Here is a 19779-nt window from a genome sequence, read left to right as displayed (position 1 = left end):
AATAAAAGCTTGACGGAACAGAAGGTTAGCGTATAATTCGCGGCCTTGGTTAGGCGGAGACGCTGACCGAATCGCTCTTTAACAATTTGAATCAAGTAATTCGTGTGGGTGCTTGCTGAATGGATGTGATGATCCGAAAGATTATCAGCCTAGCAAGTTACTCTGTGAATTCTAGAGTTTTTTGTAAAAGCTGAGCCTAGTTTAGGGTTTTCACAAAACCCAATCAGTATTAAAACTGAAGAGTTTGATCATGGCTCAGATTGAACGCTGGCGGCAGGCCTAACACATGCAAGTCGAGCGGTAGAAGGAAGCTTGCTTCCTTTGAGAGCGGCGGACGGGTGAGTAATGCCTAGGAATCTGCCTGGTAGTGGGGGATAACGTTCGGAAACGGACGCTAATACCGCATACGTCCTACGGGAGAAAGCAGGGGACCTTCGGGCCTTGCGCTATCAGATGAGCCTAGGTCGGATTAGCTTGTTGGTGAGGTAATGGCTCACCAAGGCGACGATCCGTAACTGGTCTGAGAGGATGATCAGTCACACTGGAACTGAGACACGGTCCAGACTCCTACGGGAGGCAGCAGTGGGGAATATTGGACAATGGGCGAAAGCCTGATCCAGCCATGCCGCGTGTGTGAAGAAGGTCTTAGGATTGTAAAGCACTTTAAGTTGGGAGGAAGGGTTGTAGTTTAATACGCTGCAATCTTGACGTTACCGACAGAATAAGCACCGGCTAACTCTGTGCCAGCAGCCGCGGTAATACAGAGGGTGCAAGCGTTAATCGGAATTACTGGGCGTAAAGCGCGCGTAGGTGGCAAAGTAAGATGGGTGTGAAATCCCCGGGCTCAACCTGGGAACTGCATCCATAACTGCTTCGCTAGAGTACGGTAGAGGGTAGTGGAATTTCCTGTGTAGCGGTGAAATGCGTAGATATAGGAAGGAACACCAGTGGCGAAGGCGACTACCTGGACTGATACTGACACTGAGGTGCGAAAGCGTGGGGAGCAAACAGGATTAGATACCCTGGTAGTCCACGCCGTAAACGATGTCAACTAGCCGTTGGAATCCTTGAGATTTTAGTGGCGCAGCTAACGCATTAAGTTGACCGCCTGGGGAGTACGGTCGCAAGATTAAAACTCAAATGAATTGACGGGGGCCCGCACAAGCGGTGGAGCATGTGGTTTAATTCGAAGCAACGCGAAGAACCTTACCTGGCCTTGACATGCTGAGAACTTTCCAGAGATGGATTGGTGCCTTCGGGAACTCAGACACAGGTGCTGCATGGCTGTCGTCAGCTCGTGTCGTGAGATGTTGGGTTAAGTCCCGTAACGAGCGCAACCCTTGTCCTTAGTTACCAGCACATAATGGTGGGCACTCTAAGGAGACTGCCGGTGACAAACCGGAGGAAGGTGGGGATGACGTCAAGTCATCATGGCCCTTACGGCCAGGGCTACACACGTGCTACAATGGGGGATACAGAGGGTTGCCAAGCCGCGAGGTGGAGCTAATCCCACAAAGTCTCTCGTAGTCCGGATTGGAGTCTGCAACTCGACTCCATGAAGTCGGAATCGCTAGTAATCGTGGATCAGAACGCCACGGTGAATACGTTCCCGGGCCTTGTACACACCGCCCGTCACACCATGGGAGTGGGTTGCACCAGAAGTAGCTAGTCTAACCTTCGGGAGGACGGTTACCACGGTGTGATTCATGACTGGGGTGAAGTCGTAACAAGGTAGCCGTAGGGGAACCTGCGGCTGGATCACCTCCTTAATCGATAGATCACACGACACTCTTCAAGCACTCACACGAATTACTTGATTCATAAAGAAAGGCGATTGGGTCTGTAGCTCAGTTGGTTAGAGCGCACCCCTGATAAGGGTGAGGTCGGCAGTTCGAATCTGCCCAGACCCACCAATTGTCGAGGTGTGCCGGTCTGAAAGGGGCCATAGCTCAGCTGGGAGAGCGCCTGCCTTGCACGCAGGAGGTCAGCGGTTCGATCCCGCTTGGCTCCACCAGGACGACGCAGCAGACAGTAATTCGCCATAGATTGGAACTCAGAGTTCATACATGAATGATCAGCCTAGCTGGATCATTGATGTCTGGTCTCTGTACCAGACGCTCTTTAAAAATTTGGATATGTGATAGAAGTACAGACACATGGCATGTATCACTGCATGTTGTGTGGCTAAGGTAAACTTGTAATTTCAAGTGCAAGTTCCGGAATTGTCGTTAATTCTGTAGTACACCTAATATCACTCAATAATCTAAGCGAAGGTTAAGTAATTAACTGAGTTTAAGATTGTTTGGGGTTATATGGTCAAGTGAATAAGCGCACACGGTGGATGCCTTGGCAGTCAGAGGCGATGAAAGACGTGATAGCCTGCGAAAAGCTTCGGGGAGGTGGCAAATGACCTTTGATCCGGAGATCTCTGAATGGGGAAACCCACTTAGCATAAGCTAGGTATCACACACTGAATACATAGGTGTGTGAGGCGAACCAGGGGAACTGAAACATCTAAGTACCCTGAGGAAAAGAAATCAACCGAGATTCCCCAAGTAGCGGCGAGCGAACGGGGAGTAGCCCTTAAGCAATTTTGAGTTTAGTGGAAGGCCCTGGAAAGAGCCGCCATAGTGGGTGATAGCCCCGTACACGAAAGACTCTTAGTTGTGAAATCGAGTAGGTCGGCGCACGTGAAACGTTGACTGAACATGGGGGGACCATCCTCCAAGGCTAAATACTCCTGACTGACCGATAGTGAACCAGTACCGTGAGGGAAAGGCGAAAAGAACCCCTGTAAGGGGAGTGAAATAGATCCTGAAACCGTGTGCGTACAAGCAGTGGGAGCCCACTTGTTGGGTGACTGCGTACCTTTTGTATAATGGGTCAGCGACTTATATTCTGTGGCGAGCTTAACCGTCTAGGGGAGGCGTAGGGAAACCGAGTCTTAATAGGGCGTTTAGTCGCAGGGTATAGACCCGAAACCGGGCGATCTATCCATGGGCAGGTTGAAGGTGCCGTAACAGGCACTGGAGGACCGAACCGACTACCGTTGAAAAGTTAGCGGATGACTTGTGGATAGGAGTGAAAGGCTAATCAAGCTCGGAGATAGCTGGTTCTCCTCGAAAGCTATTTAGGTAGCGCCTCGCGTATCACCACTGGGGGTAGAGCACTGTTTGGGCTAGGGGGTCATCCCGACTTACCAACCCCATGCAAACTCCGAATACCAGTGAGTGTCAGCGCGGGAGACACACGGCGGGTGCTAACGTCCGTCGTGAAAAGGGAAACAACCCAGACCGTCAGCTAAGGTCCCAAAGTTATGGTTAAGTGGGAAACGATGTGGGAAGGCTTAGACAGCTAGGAGGTTGGCTTAGAAGCAGCCATCCTTTAAAGAAAGCGTAATAGCTCACTAGTCGAGTCGGCCTGCGCGGAAGATGTAACGGGGCTCAAACCATACACCGAAGCTACGGGTTCATCTTATGATGAGCGGTAGAGGAGCGTTCTGTAAGCCTGTGAAGGTCAATTGAGAAGTTGGCTGGAGGTATCAGAAGTGCGAATGCTGACATGAGTAACGACAATGGGAGTGAAAAACTCCCACGCCGGAAGACCAAGGGTTCCTGCGCAACGTTAATCGACGCAGGGTGAGTCGACCCCTAAGGCGAGGCCGAAAGGCGTAGTCGATGGGAAATGGGTTAATATTCCCATACTTCTAGTTACTGCGATGGAGGGACGGAGAAGGCTAGGCCAGCACGGCGTTGGTAGTCCGTGTTTAAGGTGGTAGGCTGATTTCTTAGGTAAATCCGGGAGATCAAGGCCGAGAACTGATGACGAGCGTTCATTAGAACGCGAAGTGGTTGATGCCATGCTTCCAGGAAAAGCTTCTAAGCTTCAGGTAACTAGAAATCGTACCCCAAACCGACACAGGTGGTCAGGTAGAGAATACCAAGGCGCTTGAGAGAACTCGGGTGAAGGAACTAGGCAAAATGGCACCGTAACTTCGGGAGAAGGTGCGCCGGTGAGGGTTAAGGACTTGCTCCGTAAGCCCCCGCTGGTCGAAGATACCAGGCCGCTGCAACTGTTTATTAAAAACATAGCACTCTGCAAACACGAAAGTGGACGTATAGGGTGTGACGCCTGCCCGGTGCCGGAAGGTTAATTGATGGGGTTAGCTTCGGCGAAGCTCTTGATCGAAGCCCCGGTAAACGGCGGCCGTAACTATAACGGTCCTAAGGTAGCGAAATTCCTTGTCGGGTAAGTTCCGACCTGCACGAATGGCGTAATGATGGCGGCGCTGTCTCCACCCGAGACTCAGTGAAATTGAAATCGCTGTGAAGATGCAGTGTATCCGCGGCTAGACGGAAAGACCCCGTGAACCTTTACTATAGCTTTGCACTGGACTTTGAATTTGTTTGTGTAGGATAGGTGGGAGGCTTTGAAGCGTGGACGCTAGTTCGCGTGGAGCCAACCTTGAAATACCACCCTGACAACTTTGAGGTTCTAACTCTGGTCCGTTATCCGGATCGAGGACAGTGTATGGTGGGTAGTTTGACTGGGGCGGTCTCCTCCCAAAGAGTAACGGAGGAGTACGAAGGTGCACTCAGCACGGTCGGAAATCGTGCGTAGAGTATAAAGGCAAAAGTGCGCTTGACTGCGAGACCAACACGTCGAGCAGGTACGAAAGTAGGTCTTAGTGATCCGGTGGTTCTGTATGGAAGGGCCATCGCTCAACGGATAAAAGGTACTCCGGGGATAACAGGCTGATACCGCCCAAGAGTTCATATCGACGGCGGTGTTTGGCACCTCGATGTCGGCTCATCACATCCTGGGGCTGAAGCCGGTCCCAAGGGTATGGCTGTTCGCCATTTAAAGTGGTACGCGAGCTGGGTTTAGAACGTCGTGAGACAGTTCGGTCCCTATCTGCCGTGGACGTTTGAGATTTGAGAGGGGCTGTCCTTAGTACGAGAGGACCGGGATGGACGAACCCCTGGTGTTCCGGTTGTATCGCCAGATGCATTGCCGGGTAGCTACGTTCGGAAAAGATAACCGCTGAAAGCATCTAAGCGGGAAACTTGCCTCAAGATGAGATCTCACTGGGAGCTTGACTCCCCTAAAGGGCCGTCGAAGACTACGACGTTGATAGGTTGGGTGTGTAAGCGCTGTGAGGCGTTGAGCTAACCAATACTAATTGCCCGTGTGGCTTGACCATATAACACCCAAGCAATCTGGTGTTATCAGGGCACACAGAATGACAGTTCTAGAACTTGTCGAAATTACTGTTTATTGCTTCTATCACTTATTCAAGCTTTTAAGCTGTTCGGCTTTGCCGGGCAGTAACGAATTGCTTGACGACCATAGAGCATTGGAACCACCTGATCCCATCCCGAACTCAGTAGTGAAACGATGCATCGCCGATGGTAGTGTGGGGTCTCCCCATGTGAGAGTAGGTCATCGTCAAGCGCTTATACCGAATACCCTGATCAGCAATGATCAGGGTATTTTTTTGCGCGCTCGAAAAACCAAATTCGATTCGCTATCGTCGTTTTGCGGCTGCCTGTATCCACTTTTAAGCCCTTGCTTCGTGACTCTGGAATGTTAACTGCATGGAATAAACCTTACTTAAATCAGGAAGGTGCCGTGATGATTAGCAATCGTGAGCAGGTGACGCAGATGATTCTGGCCGCGAAGGTCAGCAAAGGCCTCAAGTGGGCAGAGGTGGCTGGAGCGCTTGGCTTGAGTAAGGAGTGGGTCACCGCTGCTTGCTTGGGGCAGATGGCGCTGGACAAAGCGCAAGCAGAAACCGTTGGCGAGATGTTCGGGCTTGCCGATGAGGCGATAGCCTGGCTGCAGATCGTGCCCTATAAGGGCTCGTTGCCGACCAGCGTGCCGACTGACCCGTTGATCTACCGTTGGTATGAGTTGGTAAGTGTCTATGGGGTAACGTTGAAGGAGTTGATCCATGAAGAGTTTGGGGATGGCATCATGAGCGCTATCGACTTTTCAATGGATATCCAGCGCGAGTTAGACCCAAAGGGCGATCGCGTGAACGTGGTAATGTCGGGTAAGTTTTTGCCCTATAAACAGTACTGACGTGCAGAGTGTGCAACAAAAAAGAGCGCCCTTAAGCGCTCCTGTGTGTAGCTGTAGAGGTGCGTTAAGCTTCAGCACGGCCCCATTCCACATCCTGAAGGTGCCGCCACATGATCTTGCCGGCAGGTGACTTAGGAATGCTTTCAGCAAACGCCACTATTTGTGGGCACTTGTACGCGGCCATGTTTTCCTGACACCAGTTTATGATGTCCTGCTCTGAGGTGCTTTGTTGCCCCGCGGCTAAGACCACCACAGCTTTTACCGTTTCGCCACGGCGCTCGTGCGGTACCGAGATAATGCAGACTTCTTGTATGGATGGGTGTGCGTACATCAGCGATTCGACTTCGGCTGGCCATACCTTAAAGCCGGAGGCATTGATCATGCGTTTCACACGGTCTACCAAGAAGAAGTAACCCTCTTCGTCGTAGTAACCAAGGTCGCCAGAACGGAAGAAGCGCTCGCCATCTACGACAACGAAAGCCTCTTCGGTTGCCTCAGGGCGATTCCAGTACCCCTGGAAAATCTGCTCACCCCGCATGATGATCTCACCGGTGACGCCGCACTCAACTTCTTTCAAAGTTTCAACGTCAATAACTCGAGAGTCTACCCCAATGAATGGAATGCCCAGGCATTGGGGCTTGCAGGCGTTTGGTGGGTTGGCGTGGGTCGCAGCTATGGTTTCTGACAGCCCGTAACCTTCCATGTAGATCAAGCCGGTCTTTTGCTGCAGTTTGGCAGATACTGCGGCAGGCATGGCTGCTCCGCCACCGCCGATGCCGGTCAGGGAGCTTATGTCATATTGGTCTATGTCAGGATCCGACAACATGTCGACCACCATGGTAGAGATGTTGCGCCACGTGTTGATCTTTAGGGTTTCGATCAACTTTGCCGCGACTTTGCGATCCCAGCGGGTCATTACAACCAGCGTTCCACCTGCGTAAAGAGTTGAGTTCATGCATGACTGCATGCCAGTTACATGAAACATGGGTACAGAGACCAAGTGGATACAGCTATGCTGCGTATTCACCCAAGCAGCGCCATAGACAGTAGTGGCCATCGCGCTGTGATGCGTATGCACGCACCCTTTTGGATTGCCGGTAGTGCCCGAGCTGTATGGGATAACGCATAGGTCTTGTGGACCGGCAGTCATCGGTCCTGGCTGGATATCGGCTGCCAGCACGCTCTGCCACGAGGTCATGCCTGCTTGCGTCACGGGCTCTACAGGTGCTGTCACTACCTCTGGAAGCGTGAGGTCAGTGGGTTCGACTACATATTCGCTGTAGGCAGTGACTATCACTTCTTTTAAAGCACTGTTACCGATATGGGGTGCAACGAACTCGCTCAACTCTTGGGCACACAGGGCAACGGGCGCCTGGGTATCCTCGATGAGGTAAGCCAACTCAGAAGCGCGATTCATTGGGTTGACCGGGACAACGACAGCGTTAGCACGCAGAATGGCAAAAAAACCAATGATGTACTGTGGGCTATTCTGCATATAAAGCAGCACGCGGTCGCCTGCCTGCACGCCTGCCTTTTGTAGGTAACCAGCCAAGCGCTCCGCTTCAGACTTGAGCTCGCTGTAGCTGATATTGCTGCCGTAGTAGTGAATGGCAGGGTGATCCGGATAGCGTAACGCGGAGACGGTTATGTTGTGGAACAGGTTTGTGGCGGGGAGCTCTAGCTGCTTGGGAACCTGATTGGGCCACACGGGGAAGTGACGGTCAAACATACATCCAATCTCCTGCTTGTTGTGCAAATCAGACGAACCATTCACTGCGAAACTTCAGCAGGACGGTCCTATTATTAGGGCAAGGCAACAGAATAAGTCTCAGCGTGAGACTAAGGAAGGATACTTTTGTTGTGCTGTTGTTACGTCATAAGCCACGGTGAGTTCACACGAGTCGTCTGTCCCAGTTATGGGGCCTGATGGGGTATAGTATTGGGCTGATCCATACGCCTGTGCGCGTCTAGCCGACGGTTGTATGCAGTGTTATTTGCAAGAGGACCTTACATATGAATCAGGACCGGGTATTTATCTTTGATACCACGCTGCGAGATGGCGAGCAGAGCCCTGGCGCGTCCATGACCAAGGACGAAAAACTGCGTATTGCGCGGGCACTTGAAAAGCTGCAGGTGGATGTTATCGAAGCCGGCTTTGCGATTGCCAGTCCCGGTGATTTTGAAGCGGTAAAGGCGATCGCCAATAGTATTCAGGACAGCATCGTGTGCAGCTTGTCGCGCGCCGTTGATGCCGATATTGATCGTGCCGCCGAAGCGCTGGCTGGTGCCAACGCCGGGCGTATCCACACCTTTATCGCGACTAGTCCGATTCATATGCAACATAAGCTGCGCTTATCGCCGGACCAGGTTGTTGAGCAGGCGGTACGTGCGGTTAAGCGCGCCCGCAACCTATGCGCTGACGTTGAATTTTCTTGCGAGGACGCGGGGCGCTCTGAAATCGATTTTCTCTGTCGCATCATCGAGGCAGCGATCGACGCGGGCGCACGGACTATTAATATCCCCGATACGGTGGGTTATGCCATACCGCATCAGTTCGCCGAAACTATCCGGCAGATAATCACCCGCGTACCCAATGCGGATAAGGCGGTCTTTTCGGTGCACTGCCATAACGACCTAGGCCTCGCGGTTGCCAACTCGCTGGCGGCAGTGACAGCGGGAGCGCGTCAGGTTGAATGCACCATCAATGGTTTGGGCGAACGTGCCGGTAACGCTGCCTTGGAAGAGATCGTTATGGCGATCAAGACGCGGCAAGACTTATTGGGCGTGTATACCGGCGTTGTGACCGAAAATATTTTGCCCGCTTCGCGATTGGTATCCGGAATCACCGGTTTTGCAGTGCAGCCGAACAAAGCTATTGTCGGTGCCAACGCTTTTGCGCATGAGTCTGGTATTCATCAGGACGGCGTGCTCAAGCATCGTGAGACCTACGAGATAATGAGTGCGCAATCAGTTGGTTGGCACACCAATAAGCTGTCGTTGGGTAAGTTGTCCGGGCGCAATGCCTTTCGCTCTCGGTTGGTGGAATTGGGTATTGAACTGAGTGGTGAAGCGTTGAACGCGGCTTTTGTTCGTTTTAAGCAACTGGCTGATCGTAAACACGAAATATTTGACGAAGACCTTCAGGCATTGGTTACCGATACCTTAACTGAGGTGGTCGAGCATATCCGCCTGGTGCACCTCGACGTGGCGTCTTGCATGGGTGAGGTACCGCATGCTGTGGTGCAGCTAAGCATTGATGGTGCAGAGCAAGAAGCGGAAGCCGAGGGCTCTGGTCCGGTAGATGCGACGTTCAAAGCGATAGAAAAGATCATTAGCTCCAATGCTAGTTTGCAACTTTATTCGGTCAATGCCATCACTCAGGGTACAGACTCACAGGGTGAGGTTACGGTGAGGCTAGAGAGAGGTGGGCGTATTGTGAATGGTAATGGGGCTGACACTGACATCATCGTGGCGTCTGCCAAAGCGTACATCAACGCGCTGAATTTAATGCGTGAAGACGCCTATCGCGCTCACCCGCAAACGGCTGGGGTCTGATGCAAGAACAAACACGACTGGCCTATTTAGAGGCCCTAGGCGTCACCAACTGGATGCCACGCCAAGCGTTGGCCGGCATACCTCCTCGAGTGCCTTATACCTTGCCGGTAGCAGCGGTAAAAATACCGGTAGCGAGTTTACAGGCTGAGTTGCAAAGCTCTGTAGTCGCACCGATTAACAAGCTGCCCGTTGATCCAGTAGGTGCGGTCAAACAGCTTCGTGCTGATACTGTGCAGCCGAAACTCGCGCCTGCAGCTGAAGCGCCGATTGGGCCTCCGGCACTTACCGTCGCGCCAATTGAGCCATTCTACCTACAGCTCTGGCTGGCTGGCCCCTGTGCGTTGCTGACTGAAGCGCCAGAGCCGGGTCTAGAAAGTGCTACGCCCGCCTTTCTGTTGCTGCAGGATATTCTACGCGCCGTTGGTCTGCCGCCGCGGCCGCGCTTGTTAGCCGACTTCCGCTGGCCGCTAAGCCGTAATCCTCAGCTGGATCGCAGTGCGGAAGCGGCTAACCGGGGCTTGCTCGCCTTCATGCAAGGGCGGCTGGAAGAGCACGAGCCCGTCTCCTTGGGTTGCTTTGGTTCTGCCACTGGCTTGCTGGTTGAGACCGACCTTGCCAAGGTGGATCAATTGCAAGGGCGTGAGGTGGCTCTGGACCATCTCCCTGCAGCCTGGTTTGCTGCTGACCTCGAGCTCTTGATGCGGGAGCCACAGCGCAAGGCTGAACTCTGGGCTCAATTGCGGCGAATTAAGACCCGCTGGCAGGGTAAGGTATGAGCGTTTTGACTTTCCGTCGTATGCAGGAGGCTGACCTGGATACGGTGCTGACGATTGAATTTTCGGCTTTCAGCCACCCATGGACTCGCGCCATTTTTCTCGATTGTATTAAGTCTGGTCATGAATGCTGGCTGGCATTCGATGATCAACAACAGGTGGGCCATGGTGTTCTCTCGGTTGCGGCGGGGGAGTCACATCTATTGAATATCACCATCCAGCCCGAGAGTCAGGGTAAAGGTTTCGGTCATAGGTTACTCGAGCACTTGATGGATCAGGCCAAAACGCGTGATGCGGAAGTCACTTTTTTGGAAGTGCGCGAATCAAATCGAAATGCAGCAGGTTTGTACGAAAGTTTTGGCTTCAATGAGATCGGCCGTCGTCGCAATTACTATCCTGCCACTGTTGGCCGCGAAGATGCGTTGGTCATGGCCTACTCTCTGGTTGATTAGGCACCGCCGCCTCGCCCTATACACACACTATCCTGCACAAGGAAAACCCAATGATTGACGCAATCCGGGTACCGGGATGAGGCTCTCCGAAAGGGGCTGGGCGATCACTGGTTTGGTTATTTGTGCGCTGGTTTGGGCTGGCAACGCGTTGGTTGCGCGAGCAACAGCAGGCCAGCTGCCGCCGATTGGGCTGTCGTTCTGGCGTTGGACAACTGCGTTAATGCTGTTGTTGCCGTTTACGCTCAGCGGCTTATGGCAGCAGCGTGCGGTGGTACTCGCCCATTGGCGACAGATCGCAGCGCTAGCAGCGTTGAGTATTTCGTCCTATAACACGCTGTTGTACATGGCGGCCCAAAGTACCACTGCGATTAATATCACCTTGGTTAATACCGGGCTGCCCGTCGCCGCCTTTATCTGGTCGATTGTATTGCTTCGTCAATGGCCAACGCTGCAAACCCTGGGGGGCACGCTGCTGTCTTTCAGTGGCCTGATGGTGATCCTCAGCACAGGCCAGCTGAGTCGGTTAGCACAGCTGGCGTTCAATCCGGGCGATCTGATTATGCTAGCCGCGGTGATGACCTGGGGGCTTTACTCTGTGCTTTTACGGCGTTGGATGGTGCCAGTGCCGGGGTTGACGCTACTAGCTGCCATGTTGCTCTTCGGTGTGCCGCTGTTGTTGCCGTTCTATTTATGGGAATACAGCCAGACAGGCGCTATGCCGCTGACGTTAGTAACGGTTAGCGCGGTGGGCTACACGGCCGTAATGGCTTCGCTGGTGGCTTACCTTGCCTGGAATAATGGCGTACGTGTATTGGGTCCGGCGACGGCCTCGTTGTTCAGCTACCTGATGCCCGTTTTTGCCGCGTTGCTCAGCGTTATGATTTTGGGCGAGCAGCTGCATTGGTATCACCTTTTGGGCGGCATACTGACCTTCTGTGGCCTCCTGATGGCCACTCGCACCGGGAGCAAGGCATGAAGAGGCTCTGCGTGATTGCCGGAGACGGTATTGGCCCCGAGGTCACTCCGGTTGCCGTAGATGCCCTGCGACTTTTGATCCCGAATCTGCAGATATTTGAAGCTCAAGCGGGCTGGAACTGTTTCTTGCAGCAAGGCTGTGCGGTGCCCGAGTCTACACTAGAGCTTATGCGTGAATGCGGTGCGGGGCTCTTTGGTGCAGTGCAGTCCCCTGCGCGCGCTGTAGCGGGTTATCGCAGTGCGATACTAACCCTAAGGCAGCAATTGGGACTCTCAGTGAACTTGCGCCCGGTTCGTAGTTGGCCAGCAATTTCACCCAAGCCCGGAATTGATCTGATGGTGTTGCGGGAGAACAGCGAAGGTTTGTACGTTGGTCGCGAGCATATGGTGTCCAGCGATCACGCTGTTGCCGAACGGCATATCAGCCGGCAGGCGTGCGAACTGTTGGCGCAGCGCACAGCGCAGGTCGCACGACAGCGCGAGACAAAGCGTATAACGCTGGTACACAAAGCCAACGTCCTGCCGCTGACCTGCGGCTTGTTTCGCGACAGCTGCCGCACGGTGTTGGAACACGAAGGGATGGGGGCTCTGGTAGATGAGCGCTTGGTCGATGTTGCAGCGCTGCAGTTGGTAGAGCAGCCAGAGGCTTTTGATCTCGTAGTAACCACTAACCTTTTTGGCGATGTGTTGTCTGATCTGGCGAGCTACTGGTCGGGCGGCCTAGCCACGGCACCCTCGTTAAACTGGGGAGAGGGTATTGCACTGGCGGAGCCGGTGCATGGCAGCGCTCCGGATATTGCTGGAACCGGTAGAGCTAATCCCATTGCCGCATTACTGAGCGCTGCGCTTTTGCTGCGTTATCACTGGGAGCTACGAGATGAAGCCGCGTGTTTGGAAAATGCCGTGGAGGCTTTTCTCGGGGAATCGCAAGGTGTGGACTTCGGTGTTCAAACTACCCAACGCGTGGCTGCGGACGTGCTGTCGCGTATCCAGCTGGCGTTAGAGTAAGTTAGAAGGAATAAAAAAAGGCCTAGCCGAAGCTAAGCCCTTGAAAAGGTTGGTGGCTACACCTGGACTTGAACCAGGGACCCCAGCATTATGAATGCTGTGCTCTAACCAACTGAGCTATGTAGCCATCCGAGGCTGCGCATTATTCATTTCCGCGCTGGGCTTGTCAAGCTTGCCTGCTTATTTTTTAACTGCCATTTCAACCGGTTAACTTTTTAAGTCTATGATGATGGGCTGGTGCGCTCTTGCCCTTTGCGTGGTGACCGGGATTGCGGATTACTCGCTGCCCAGATGTAAGGCAGTTGCGACGCTGCCGTCGTTTAATGGTTCGGTGCTCCCTACGTCGATAAGATAGATACGCTGTGGGTCCAGGCCAGCGGAATCGACTAGATAGGCTTTGATTGCTGCTGCGCGGCTTTGTGCTAGCCCCCGAAGCAGCAGGTCACTGCGGCTCCAGAGTGCGAGCAATTCTTGCTCCATCTTGGCTGCGCGTTCGTCGCGATCAAGTTCGCTCCATTCTGTCGGCGGCTGTTGTTTGAGGCGGGCGCGATAGATGCCTTCGAGCAGCGGCGGTTTGTCGTCATCGTCGATTTTCAGCAGTTCGGGAGATGCTGGAACTTGCTCCCTCATTGCCTGTAGGGACTTGAATTGAATTTGCTGATATTCGTGGTTGAGACGTTCGCTGGCTAGTTGCGGACCGTCTGCCTGTGCGGAACTCATGCCTTCAATCTCCAGCGTGAGTACCGGGCGCTCCTGTAAGGCGGTTGCGAGTGTTGTCAGGGTGCTTTGCGCATCGCTGTTCAAGGTGTTGGTGCCTGCGGGGAAGGCGACTTCGCTTAGGTCTTGCTCACTGCCACCGACTAAACCGGCGATAAATTTGAAAGGTGCTTGTACCGCCCTGACTACCAGGTTGCGCAGGGTTTGCCAGACGATTGGCATTACGCTGAATTGCGGATCGTCGAGGTTGCCCGTTAACGGTAATTCGATATCGATGTTTCCCTTGCTGTCTTTTAGCAGAGCAATAGCCAAGCGGATTGGTAGATCTACGGCATCGGGGCTATCGACCTTCTCACCTAGCTGCAGACCTTCTAACAGCACCTTATTTTTAGCATTCAGCTGGCCTTTTTCGATCTGGTAATGCAGCTCCAGATTGAGTCGACCTTTACGTATACGGTATCCGGCGAACTTGCCAGAGTAGGGCGTGAGGGTGGTGAGTTCGACATTGCGAAAGCTGGTGGCAATATCCAGGCTATTAAGCGGATCAAAGGGAGTCAGACGCCCTTTGATACTGACCGGAGCATAACGGTCGACTTTGCCGGTCACGTCGACCGTCGCAGGCTGGCTGCTTTGGTTGTCCAGAGTGCCAATCGCGCCGTTCAGTTGGCCGATGGCGGTGGCGAAGTTGGGTCGAAGGCTGAAGTCGGCAAAGTTGGCCGAGCCGTCAGCGATGCTGATGCCGCCGATGCGAATGCCCATAGGTTGGCTGTCGGTTGGTTTTTTATTGTCGCTGGGTTGTTCGACCAGCAGGCCGCTGAAATTGGTGGTGAGGTTCTCGTTGATGATGAAGCGCGCGTAAGGTTTTTGCAGTGCCACTTTGCTGATTATCAGGTTGTTGTTTTGATAATCGATGCCACTGAGTTGTAGCTGTTGCCATTTAAGTAGGTCGCGTTTTCGTTCGGCGTCGACTATGTGCAATTGGCTGATTTGGGTTTCTCCGCTCACCTTCAATTGCAGCGGCTCCAGTCCAGCCAAGACTACCTTGAGATCGCTCTGTGCAAGACCGCTGCGTAGCTGAATACGCACTAAAGGCTCGAAATAAGGCCGCGCGAGGAGCAGATCTATATCTCGGGTGCTGATTTGTAAATCGGCACTAACAGGCTGCAACTGTACCTTTCCTGCCACCGACAGCGTGCCGTTATTGTTTAGGCCCGTATCCAGTTTCAGGTTGAATGGGGTTTTGCCCAAGCTATCGAACTGGTTGATGCTGACATTCAATGGGCCTACTTCAAGTGTCACGTCCTGTTCCGGCACGTGGTCGACTAGGTGCAGGCGATAGTTTTTCAGTTCGGCACTGCTGAGCAGTACTTGCCAAGGAGTGGCTTGGGTATTCACTGGTTCCTTTGGACTGGCTTCTGCGACGGCTGAGGAGGGGGCTGCTTTATTGTCGTTGGCAGCGTCCGCGGCTCTGGTCTGCCTGGTAGCTTGTTGGCTAGCTTCAGCTTCAGGCGGGGTATCCCTTGTGTCAGTGGTCGTGGCTTTGGCTTCTAGCAAAGCGAGTAAATCGATTTTACCGTTCTGCTCACGCGCAGCCCAGAGTTCCAGTTGGTCGCTACGCAGCTGACCGATGCTGATTTGTTGTTTGCTCAGATCCAGCGACGTATCACTGACTAGCAGGTTGGGTATGCGTAGGAGTGGCTTGTCTTCGGCGTCGATACTGAGGTTGGTGAGTTTTAGCTGGGCGTTGTTCAGTCTGAAATCGGTTCGCTCCGAGAGGTCCAGTTGATAATCGGTGCTGGCCTCGAGGCTTCCGTCATTTAGATCAAGGGCGAATTGATCACGAATGTAAGGCCATACGATATCCAGCCGTGCATTCTGTATGCGCAGTGATCCGCTTGAGGTAATGGGTACGAGTGTCGCTTCTCCTTGCCAATCCAAACGTGCCCCATAGGGACCGCTGGCGCTAAGGGTCATGACTGCTCTGTCATCGGGTAGAGTGCTGAGGTTGTTGAGTTCTAATGAGAGATCGTCGTAGGCAAACTCAACGTTGTCGCTCGGACGTTGGTCCAGGAAGTGCAAGCTGTTTTTGATCAGTTCTATGCGGTCGAGCCGCACCGGAAAGGGAGCTCGCTCTGTGTTCTTTGGCTCGGGCTCCTGGCTTTCAGGTAGATTGAACAAGCCTGTGAGGTTAAGGGTGCCGTCTTTGGCGAAGAGTACTTCGCCGTGTGCCCGTTCAAGTTGAGCGTGGCTCAGATGCAGGGCGCCGGTCCACAAGCTATCGAGCTCTGCATTTACGTAAAGGCGCCGAAAGGCTACTTGAGGAGTGCCCACTTCGCCGATATGCAAATCCCAAAGGGTTGCTTCCATGCTGAATGGGTTGAACTCAACACGCTGCAGCTGTGCTGGAGTGTTGGCGTATTGATCAAGCTGTTGGTTGATCACGTGCAGGGCTATGCCCGGCACCAGCAAAAAGCCTATTACGCTGTAGCTAAACAGTATTATGAGAAGAGTGACTAAAACCGGCTTAGTTCTGATCCGCATGCGCACGCCATTCGCCCATTCAATGATCAGGCAAGTATGGCACGTGATTGCCAGCTTTGCGGCTAGTCTTTAACGCTTGTGCGGATCGCTCAGTCGACCGGGCCGCTAAAGCGTAACCACAGTTATGTTGCGGCGCACGAGTTGGCTTGGTGTTGAGGAGTTGAACTAGGGGGAGGAGAGCTAAGCCCATCGGGGTGATGGGCTTGCGGGTAGGGCTTAGACGTTAAAGCGGAAGTGCACTACGTCGCCATCCTTGACGATGTATTCCTTGCCTTCCAAACGCCACTTACCGGCTTCTTTGGCACCGTTTTCGCCGTTGTATTGGATGAAGTCGTTGTACGCAGTGACTTCAGCGCGGATAAAACCTTTCTCGAAGTCCGTATGAATGACGCCTGCAGCTTGCGGTGCCGTTGCGCCGATCTTCACGGTCCAGGCACGCACTTCCTTTACGCCAGCGGTGAAGTAGGTCTGTAAGCCCAATAGCTCGTAGCCCGCACGAATTACACGGTTCAAGCCAGGCTCATCCATGCCCATGGTTTCGAGGAACATTTGCTTTTCTTCGTCGTCATCCAGTTCGGCGATTTCCGCTTCAATTTTGTTGCACACCGGCACGACAATGGCGCCTTCTTCGGCAGCAATGGCGTTGACCACATCCAGCAGCGGATTGTTTTCGAAGCCTTCTTCAGAAACATTGGCGATGTACATCACCGGTTTGATGGTCAGCAGGTGAAACTGATGCACCGTGGCGCGCTCTTCCGGGCTGAAGCTCTTCAGCAGCGAGCGGGCAGGTTTGCCTTCACCGAAATGCGGAATCAGCTTTTCCAGTAGCGCTTTCTGCGCTATGGCTTCTTTATCACCGCCCTTTGCGTTGCGGCTTACGCGGTACAGTTGCTTCTCACAGCTGTCGAGGTCGGCGAATATCAGTTCTAGATCGATGATCTCGATGTCGCGTTTAGGGTCGACACTGTTGGCAACATGGATCACGTTGTCATCTTCAAAGCAGCGCACTACGTGGGCGATGGCATCGGTCTCGCGGATGTTGGCGAGAAACTTGTTGCCCAGGCCTTCGCCCTTTGAGGCGCCTTCAACCAGGCCTGCGATGTCGACGAACTCCATGGTGGTCGGCAGAACTTTTTGCGGCTTGACGATGGCAGCGAGGGCGTCCAGACGTGGGTCGGGCATGGCGACGATGCCGCTGTTTGGCTCGATGGTGCAGAAAGGAAAGTTTTCTGCTGCGATGCCGGATTTAGTCAGCGCATTGAACAGCGTGGACTTGCCGACGTTGGGCAGTCCGACAATACCGCAATTGAAACCCATAGTGATGTCCTCTGCCGTGTGTGGCGGCGCAAATTGATTCAGGCTTTAAAGCTGTGCAGGCGTTGCATAACGGCGGACCACTGACCTTGGCTGATGCCAGGCAACTCGCGGATGGCCTCGTCTATACAGGCGTCTAATGCTTGCTGTTCGGCTTTGGGCGCGCGGCCCAATACAAAGCCGGTCACCTGCGAGCTGTGGCCGGGATGGCCGATACCCAAACGCAGGCGATGAAAGGTATTCTGATTACCCAATCGGGCAATGATATCGCGTAGTCCGTTGTGGCCACCATGGCCGCCGCCTTTCTTGCACTTGACCACGCCGGGTGGCAGGTCGAGTTCGTCATGTGCAACCAGAATTTCTTCGGGCGCTATGCGATAGAACGTGGCCAGCGCGGCAACAGCTTGCCCGCTGCGGTTCATGAACGTGGTGGGGATCAACAGACGAATATCCTGATCATCGAGGATCAGGCGGCCAGTGAGGCCGAAAAACTTACTTTCTGCGCGCAGGCTAACCTTGTGCAGTTCAGCCAAGCGCTCAATAAAAAGGGCGCCAGCATTGTGGCGGGTCAGGTCATATTCCGGGCCAGGATTACCTAGCCCTACTATCAACTTGATTCCCTGCGTCACAACGGGCGCCCCTCTCGAGTCAGTCGGGGTAAATTACTCCGCTGATTCTTCACCATCGGCCTTCGGTTCGCTTTCGGTGGTGTCTTCTTCAGACACAACACGTGGAGCGTGAACGTTGGCTACTGGCAGATCGTGGTCTGCGCCTTGGGCCAGCGCAGGAACGTTAACGCCCTTTGGCAGCTTCAGGTTGGACAGGTGAACGATGTCGCCTAGGTCAACACCAGCCATGTCCACTTCGATGAACTCAGGCAGGTCTTTCGGCAAACAGGTTACTTCAACGTCGGTCATGGTGTGAGAGATCACGCCGCCGCTCTTCTTCACGCCGACACAGGTGTCTTCGTTGATGAAGTGCAGGGGAACGTGAACGGTCACTTCATGGCCAGCTACCACACGCAGGAAGTCGACATGCATGATGATCGGCTTGGCGGGGTGACGTTGCATGGCTTTCAACAGCACGTCTTGTTTCTTGCCGTCGATAGACAGCTTGATGACGTGGGAGTAGAAAGCTTCGTTTTCCAGTGCTTTGTTCAGCTCGCGAGCAGCGATAGAGATGCTTTGCGGCTCTTTGTTGCCACCGTAAACGATAGCAGGCACCAGGTTTTCGTTACGACGCAGGCGGCGGCTCGCACCTTTCCCCAGGTCGTCACGGGCATTCGCATTCAGAGAGAAGTCGACCATATGTAGTCTCCTTACAAAAACATCCGGGCACTTGCGACCAGCGCGTCGGATGATTGATGAAAACCCGAACTTATGCCCGGGTTGTTAAATCAGCGTCTTGTTCCTTAACGGAACATGGCGCTGATGGATTCTTCGTTGCTGATACGGCGCATGGCCTCGGCAACAATGGGGGCCATGTCGAGCTGACGGATACGATCACAGGCTGCAGCTTCAGGGGACAGCGGGATAGTGTTAGTCACTACTAGCTGGTCCAGTACCGAGTTGCTGATATTTTCGATTGCTTTGCCTGACAGGATCGGGTGCGTGCAATAGGCAAATACCTGCGCAGCGCCGTGATCTTTCAGTGCCTTGGCCGCATGGCATAGCGTGCCTGCAGTATCGACCATATCGTCGACCAGAACGCAGTTGCGGCCCTCGATGTCGCCGATGATATGCATGACTTCAGACTGGTTGGCCTTCGGACGACGCTTGTCGATGATAGCCAGATCTACACCCAGACTTTTTGCTACAGCGCGAGCACGAACTACACCACCGATGTCTGGAGAAACAATCATCAGGTTGTCGAAGCGCTGGTCCTGAATATCATCAATCAGCACGGGCGAGCCGTAGATGTTATCGACCGGGATGTCAAAAAAGCCCTGAATCTGGTCAGCGTGCAGATCGACGGTGAGCAGACGGTCAACACCCACGGTGTCGAGCATGTCGGCAACTACCTTGGCGCTGATGGCAACGCGCGCAGAACGCGGACGGCGATCCTGGCGGGCGTAACCAAAATAGGGCACAACGGCAGTGATGCGTGAGGCAGAAGAGCGACGCAGAGCGTCAGCCATGACTACCAGTTCCATCAGATTGTCGTTGGTGGGTGCGCAGGTGGGTTGCAGTATGAAGACGTCCTTGCCGCGCACATTCTCGTTCAGTTCGACATTGACTTCGCCGTCACTGAAGCGGCCAACCGTGGCATCGCCGAGGGGAATGTGCAGCTCACGCACGACGCGTCGTGCCAGATCGGGGTTTGCGTTCCCCGTGAACACCATCATCTTGGACACGCAGCAT

12 protein-coding genes, 3 tRNA genes and 3 rRNA genes are annotated in these 19779 nt (G+C 53.7%); 11 read left to right on the top strand and 7 right to left on the bottom strand.

Going from position 1 to position 19779, the window contains the following annotated elements; genetic code table 11:
- The first annotated feature begins 232 nt into the window (after nucleotides 1-232).
- The 6 genes from AC1XYH_RS13455 to cynS all read left to right on the top strand — a co-directional run bounded on the left by AC1XYH_RS13455 (nucleotide 233) and on the right by cynS (nucleotide 6084).
- Nucleotides 233-1769 (top strand): 16S ribosomal RNA (locus AC1XYH_RS13455).
- A gap of 67 nt (nucleotides 1770-1836) precedes the next feature.
- Nucleotides 1837-1913, top strand: a tRNA-Ile gene (locus AC1XYH_RS13450).
- Between the two features lie 25 nt (nucleotides 1914-1938).
- Nucleotides 1939-2014 (top strand) — tRNA-Ala (locus AC1XYH_RS13445).
- Between the two features lie 300 nt (nucleotides 2015-2314).
- Nucleotides 2315-5203 (top strand): 23S ribosomal RNA (locus tag AC1XYH_RS13440).
- Between the two features lie 135 nt (nucleotides 5204-5338).
- Nucleotides 5339-5454: ribosomal RNA gene (gene rrf, locus AC1XYH_RS13435) — 5S ribosomal RNA — on the top strand.
- Together the 16S, 23S and 5S rRNA genes with 2 tRNA genes alongside form the textbook arrangement of a ribosomal RNA operon.
- A 180-nt stretch (nucleotides 5455-5634) precedes the next feature.
- Nucleotides 5635-6084, top strand: a complete 450-nt coding sequence (gene cynS / locus AC1XYH_RS13430) for a cyanase (protein WP_483323678.1) — start codon at nucleotides 5635-5637, stop codon at nucleotides 6082-6084.
- 64 nt (nucleotides 6085-6148) lie between these two features.
- Here cynS and AC1XYH_RS13425 read toward each other — a convergent pair whose 3' ends face one another.
- Nucleotides 6149-7813: a long-chain-fatty-acid--CoA ligase gene (locus AC1XYH_RS13425; RefSeq protein ID WP_483323677.1), complete on the bottom strand. Its 1665-nt coding sequence runs from the start codon at nucleotides 7811-7813 to the stop codon at nucleotides 6149-6151.
- 284 nt (nucleotides 7814-8097) lie between these two features.
- Between AC1XYH_RS13425 and AC1XYH_RS13420 the strand changes: the two genes are divergently transcribed.
- The 5 genes from AC1XYH_RS13420 (at nucleotide 8098) to AC1XYH_RS13400 (ending at nucleotide 12847) form a co-directional block, all read left to right on the top strand.
- The gene (locus AC1XYH_RS13420; protein ID WP_483323676.1) at nucleotides 8098-9639 is read left to right on the top strand and encodes a 2-isopropylmalate synthase; all 1542 of its coding nucleotides are present in this window, start codon (nucleotides 8098-8100) and stop codon (nucleotides 9637-9639) included.
- Nucleotides 9639-10415 (top strand): hypothetical protein, encoded by a 777-nt coding sequence (locus AC1XYH_RS13415; protein WP_483323675.1) that lies wholly within the window; start codon nucleotides 9639-9641, stop codon nucleotides 10413-10415. The genes AC1XYH_RS13420 and AC1XYH_RS13415 overlap by 1 nt, the downstream gene beginning before the upstream one ends.
- Nucleotides 10412-10864, top strand: a complete 453-nt coding sequence (gene rimI, locus AC1XYH_RS13410; RefSeq protein WP_483323674.1) for a ribosomal protein S18-alanine N-acetyltransferase — start codon at nucleotides 10412-10414, stop codon at nucleotides 10862-10864. The genes AC1XYH_RS13415 and rimI overlap by 4 nt, the downstream gene beginning before the upstream one ends.
- A 76-nt stretch (nucleotides 10865-10940) precedes the next feature.
- Entirely contained in the window at nucleotides 10941-11840 is a 900-nt protein-coding gene (locus AC1XYH_RS13405) for a DMT family transporter (RefSeq protein ID WP_483323673.1), read from the top strand.
- Nucleotides 11837-12847, top strand: a complete 1011-nt coding sequence (locus AC1XYH_RS13400; RefSeq protein ID WP_483323672.1) for an isocitrate/isopropylmalate family dehydrogenase — start codon at nucleotides 11837-11839, stop codon at nucleotides 12845-12847. Before AC1XYH_RS13405 ends, AC1XYH_RS13400 begins: the two co-directional genes overlap by 4 nt.
- Before the next feature lie 50 nt (nucleotides 12848-12897).
- On the opposite strand, the gene AC1XYH_RS13395 is transcribed toward AC1XYH_RS13400, so the two are convergent.
- The 6 genes from AC1XYH_RS13395 to AC1XYH_RS13370 all read right to left on the bottom strand — a co-directional run bounded on the left by AC1XYH_RS13395 (nucleotide 12898) and on the right by AC1XYH_RS13370 (nucleotide 19772).
- Nucleotides 12898-12974, bottom strand: a tRNA-Met gene (locus tag AC1XYH_RS13395).
- 149 nt (nucleotides 12975-13123) lie between these two features.
- On the bottom strand, nucleotides 13124-16105 hold the full coding sequence (locus AC1XYH_RS13390; protein ID WP_483323671.1) for a DUF748 domain-containing protein: 2982 nt from the start codon (nucleotides 16103-16105) through the stop codon (nucleotides 13124-13126).
- A gap of 216 nt (nucleotides 16106-16321) precedes the next feature.
- Complete coding sequence (gene ychF / locus AC1XYH_RS13385; protein ID WP_483323670.1) at nucleotides 16322-17422, bottom strand: redox-regulated ATPase YchF; 1101 nt, start codon at nucleotides 17420-17422, stop codon at nucleotides 16322-16324.
- Between the two features lie 38 nt (nucleotides 17423-17460).
- A complete protein-coding gene (pth, locus tag AC1XYH_RS13380) occupies nucleotides 17461-18048 on the bottom strand; it encodes an aminoacyl-tRNA hydrolase (RefSeq protein WP_483323669.1) in 588 nt (195 codons plus the stop codon).
- 33 nt (nucleotides 18049-18081) lie between these two features.
- Nucleotides 18082-18726: a 50S ribosomal protein L25/general stress protein Ctc gene (locus AC1XYH_RS13375; protein WP_483323668.1), complete on the bottom strand. Its 645-nt coding sequence runs from the start codon at nucleotides 18724-18726 to the stop codon at nucleotides 18082-18084.
- Nucleotides 18727-18830: 104 nt separating this feature from the next.
- Nucleotides 18831-19772 carry a ribose-phosphate pyrophosphokinase gene (locus AC1XYH_RS13370; protein ID WP_483323667.1) on the bottom strand — a complete coding sequence of 314 codons (942 nt, stop codon included), beginning with the start codon at nucleotides 19770-19772 and terminating at the stop codon, nucleotides 18831-18833.
- Nucleotides 19773-19779 lie beyond the last annotated feature (7 nt).

It is taken from the genome of Pseudomonas sp. GW-45 (assembly GCF_056896675.1).
This window is presented reverse-complemented; position numbering and strand designations above follow the sequence as displayed.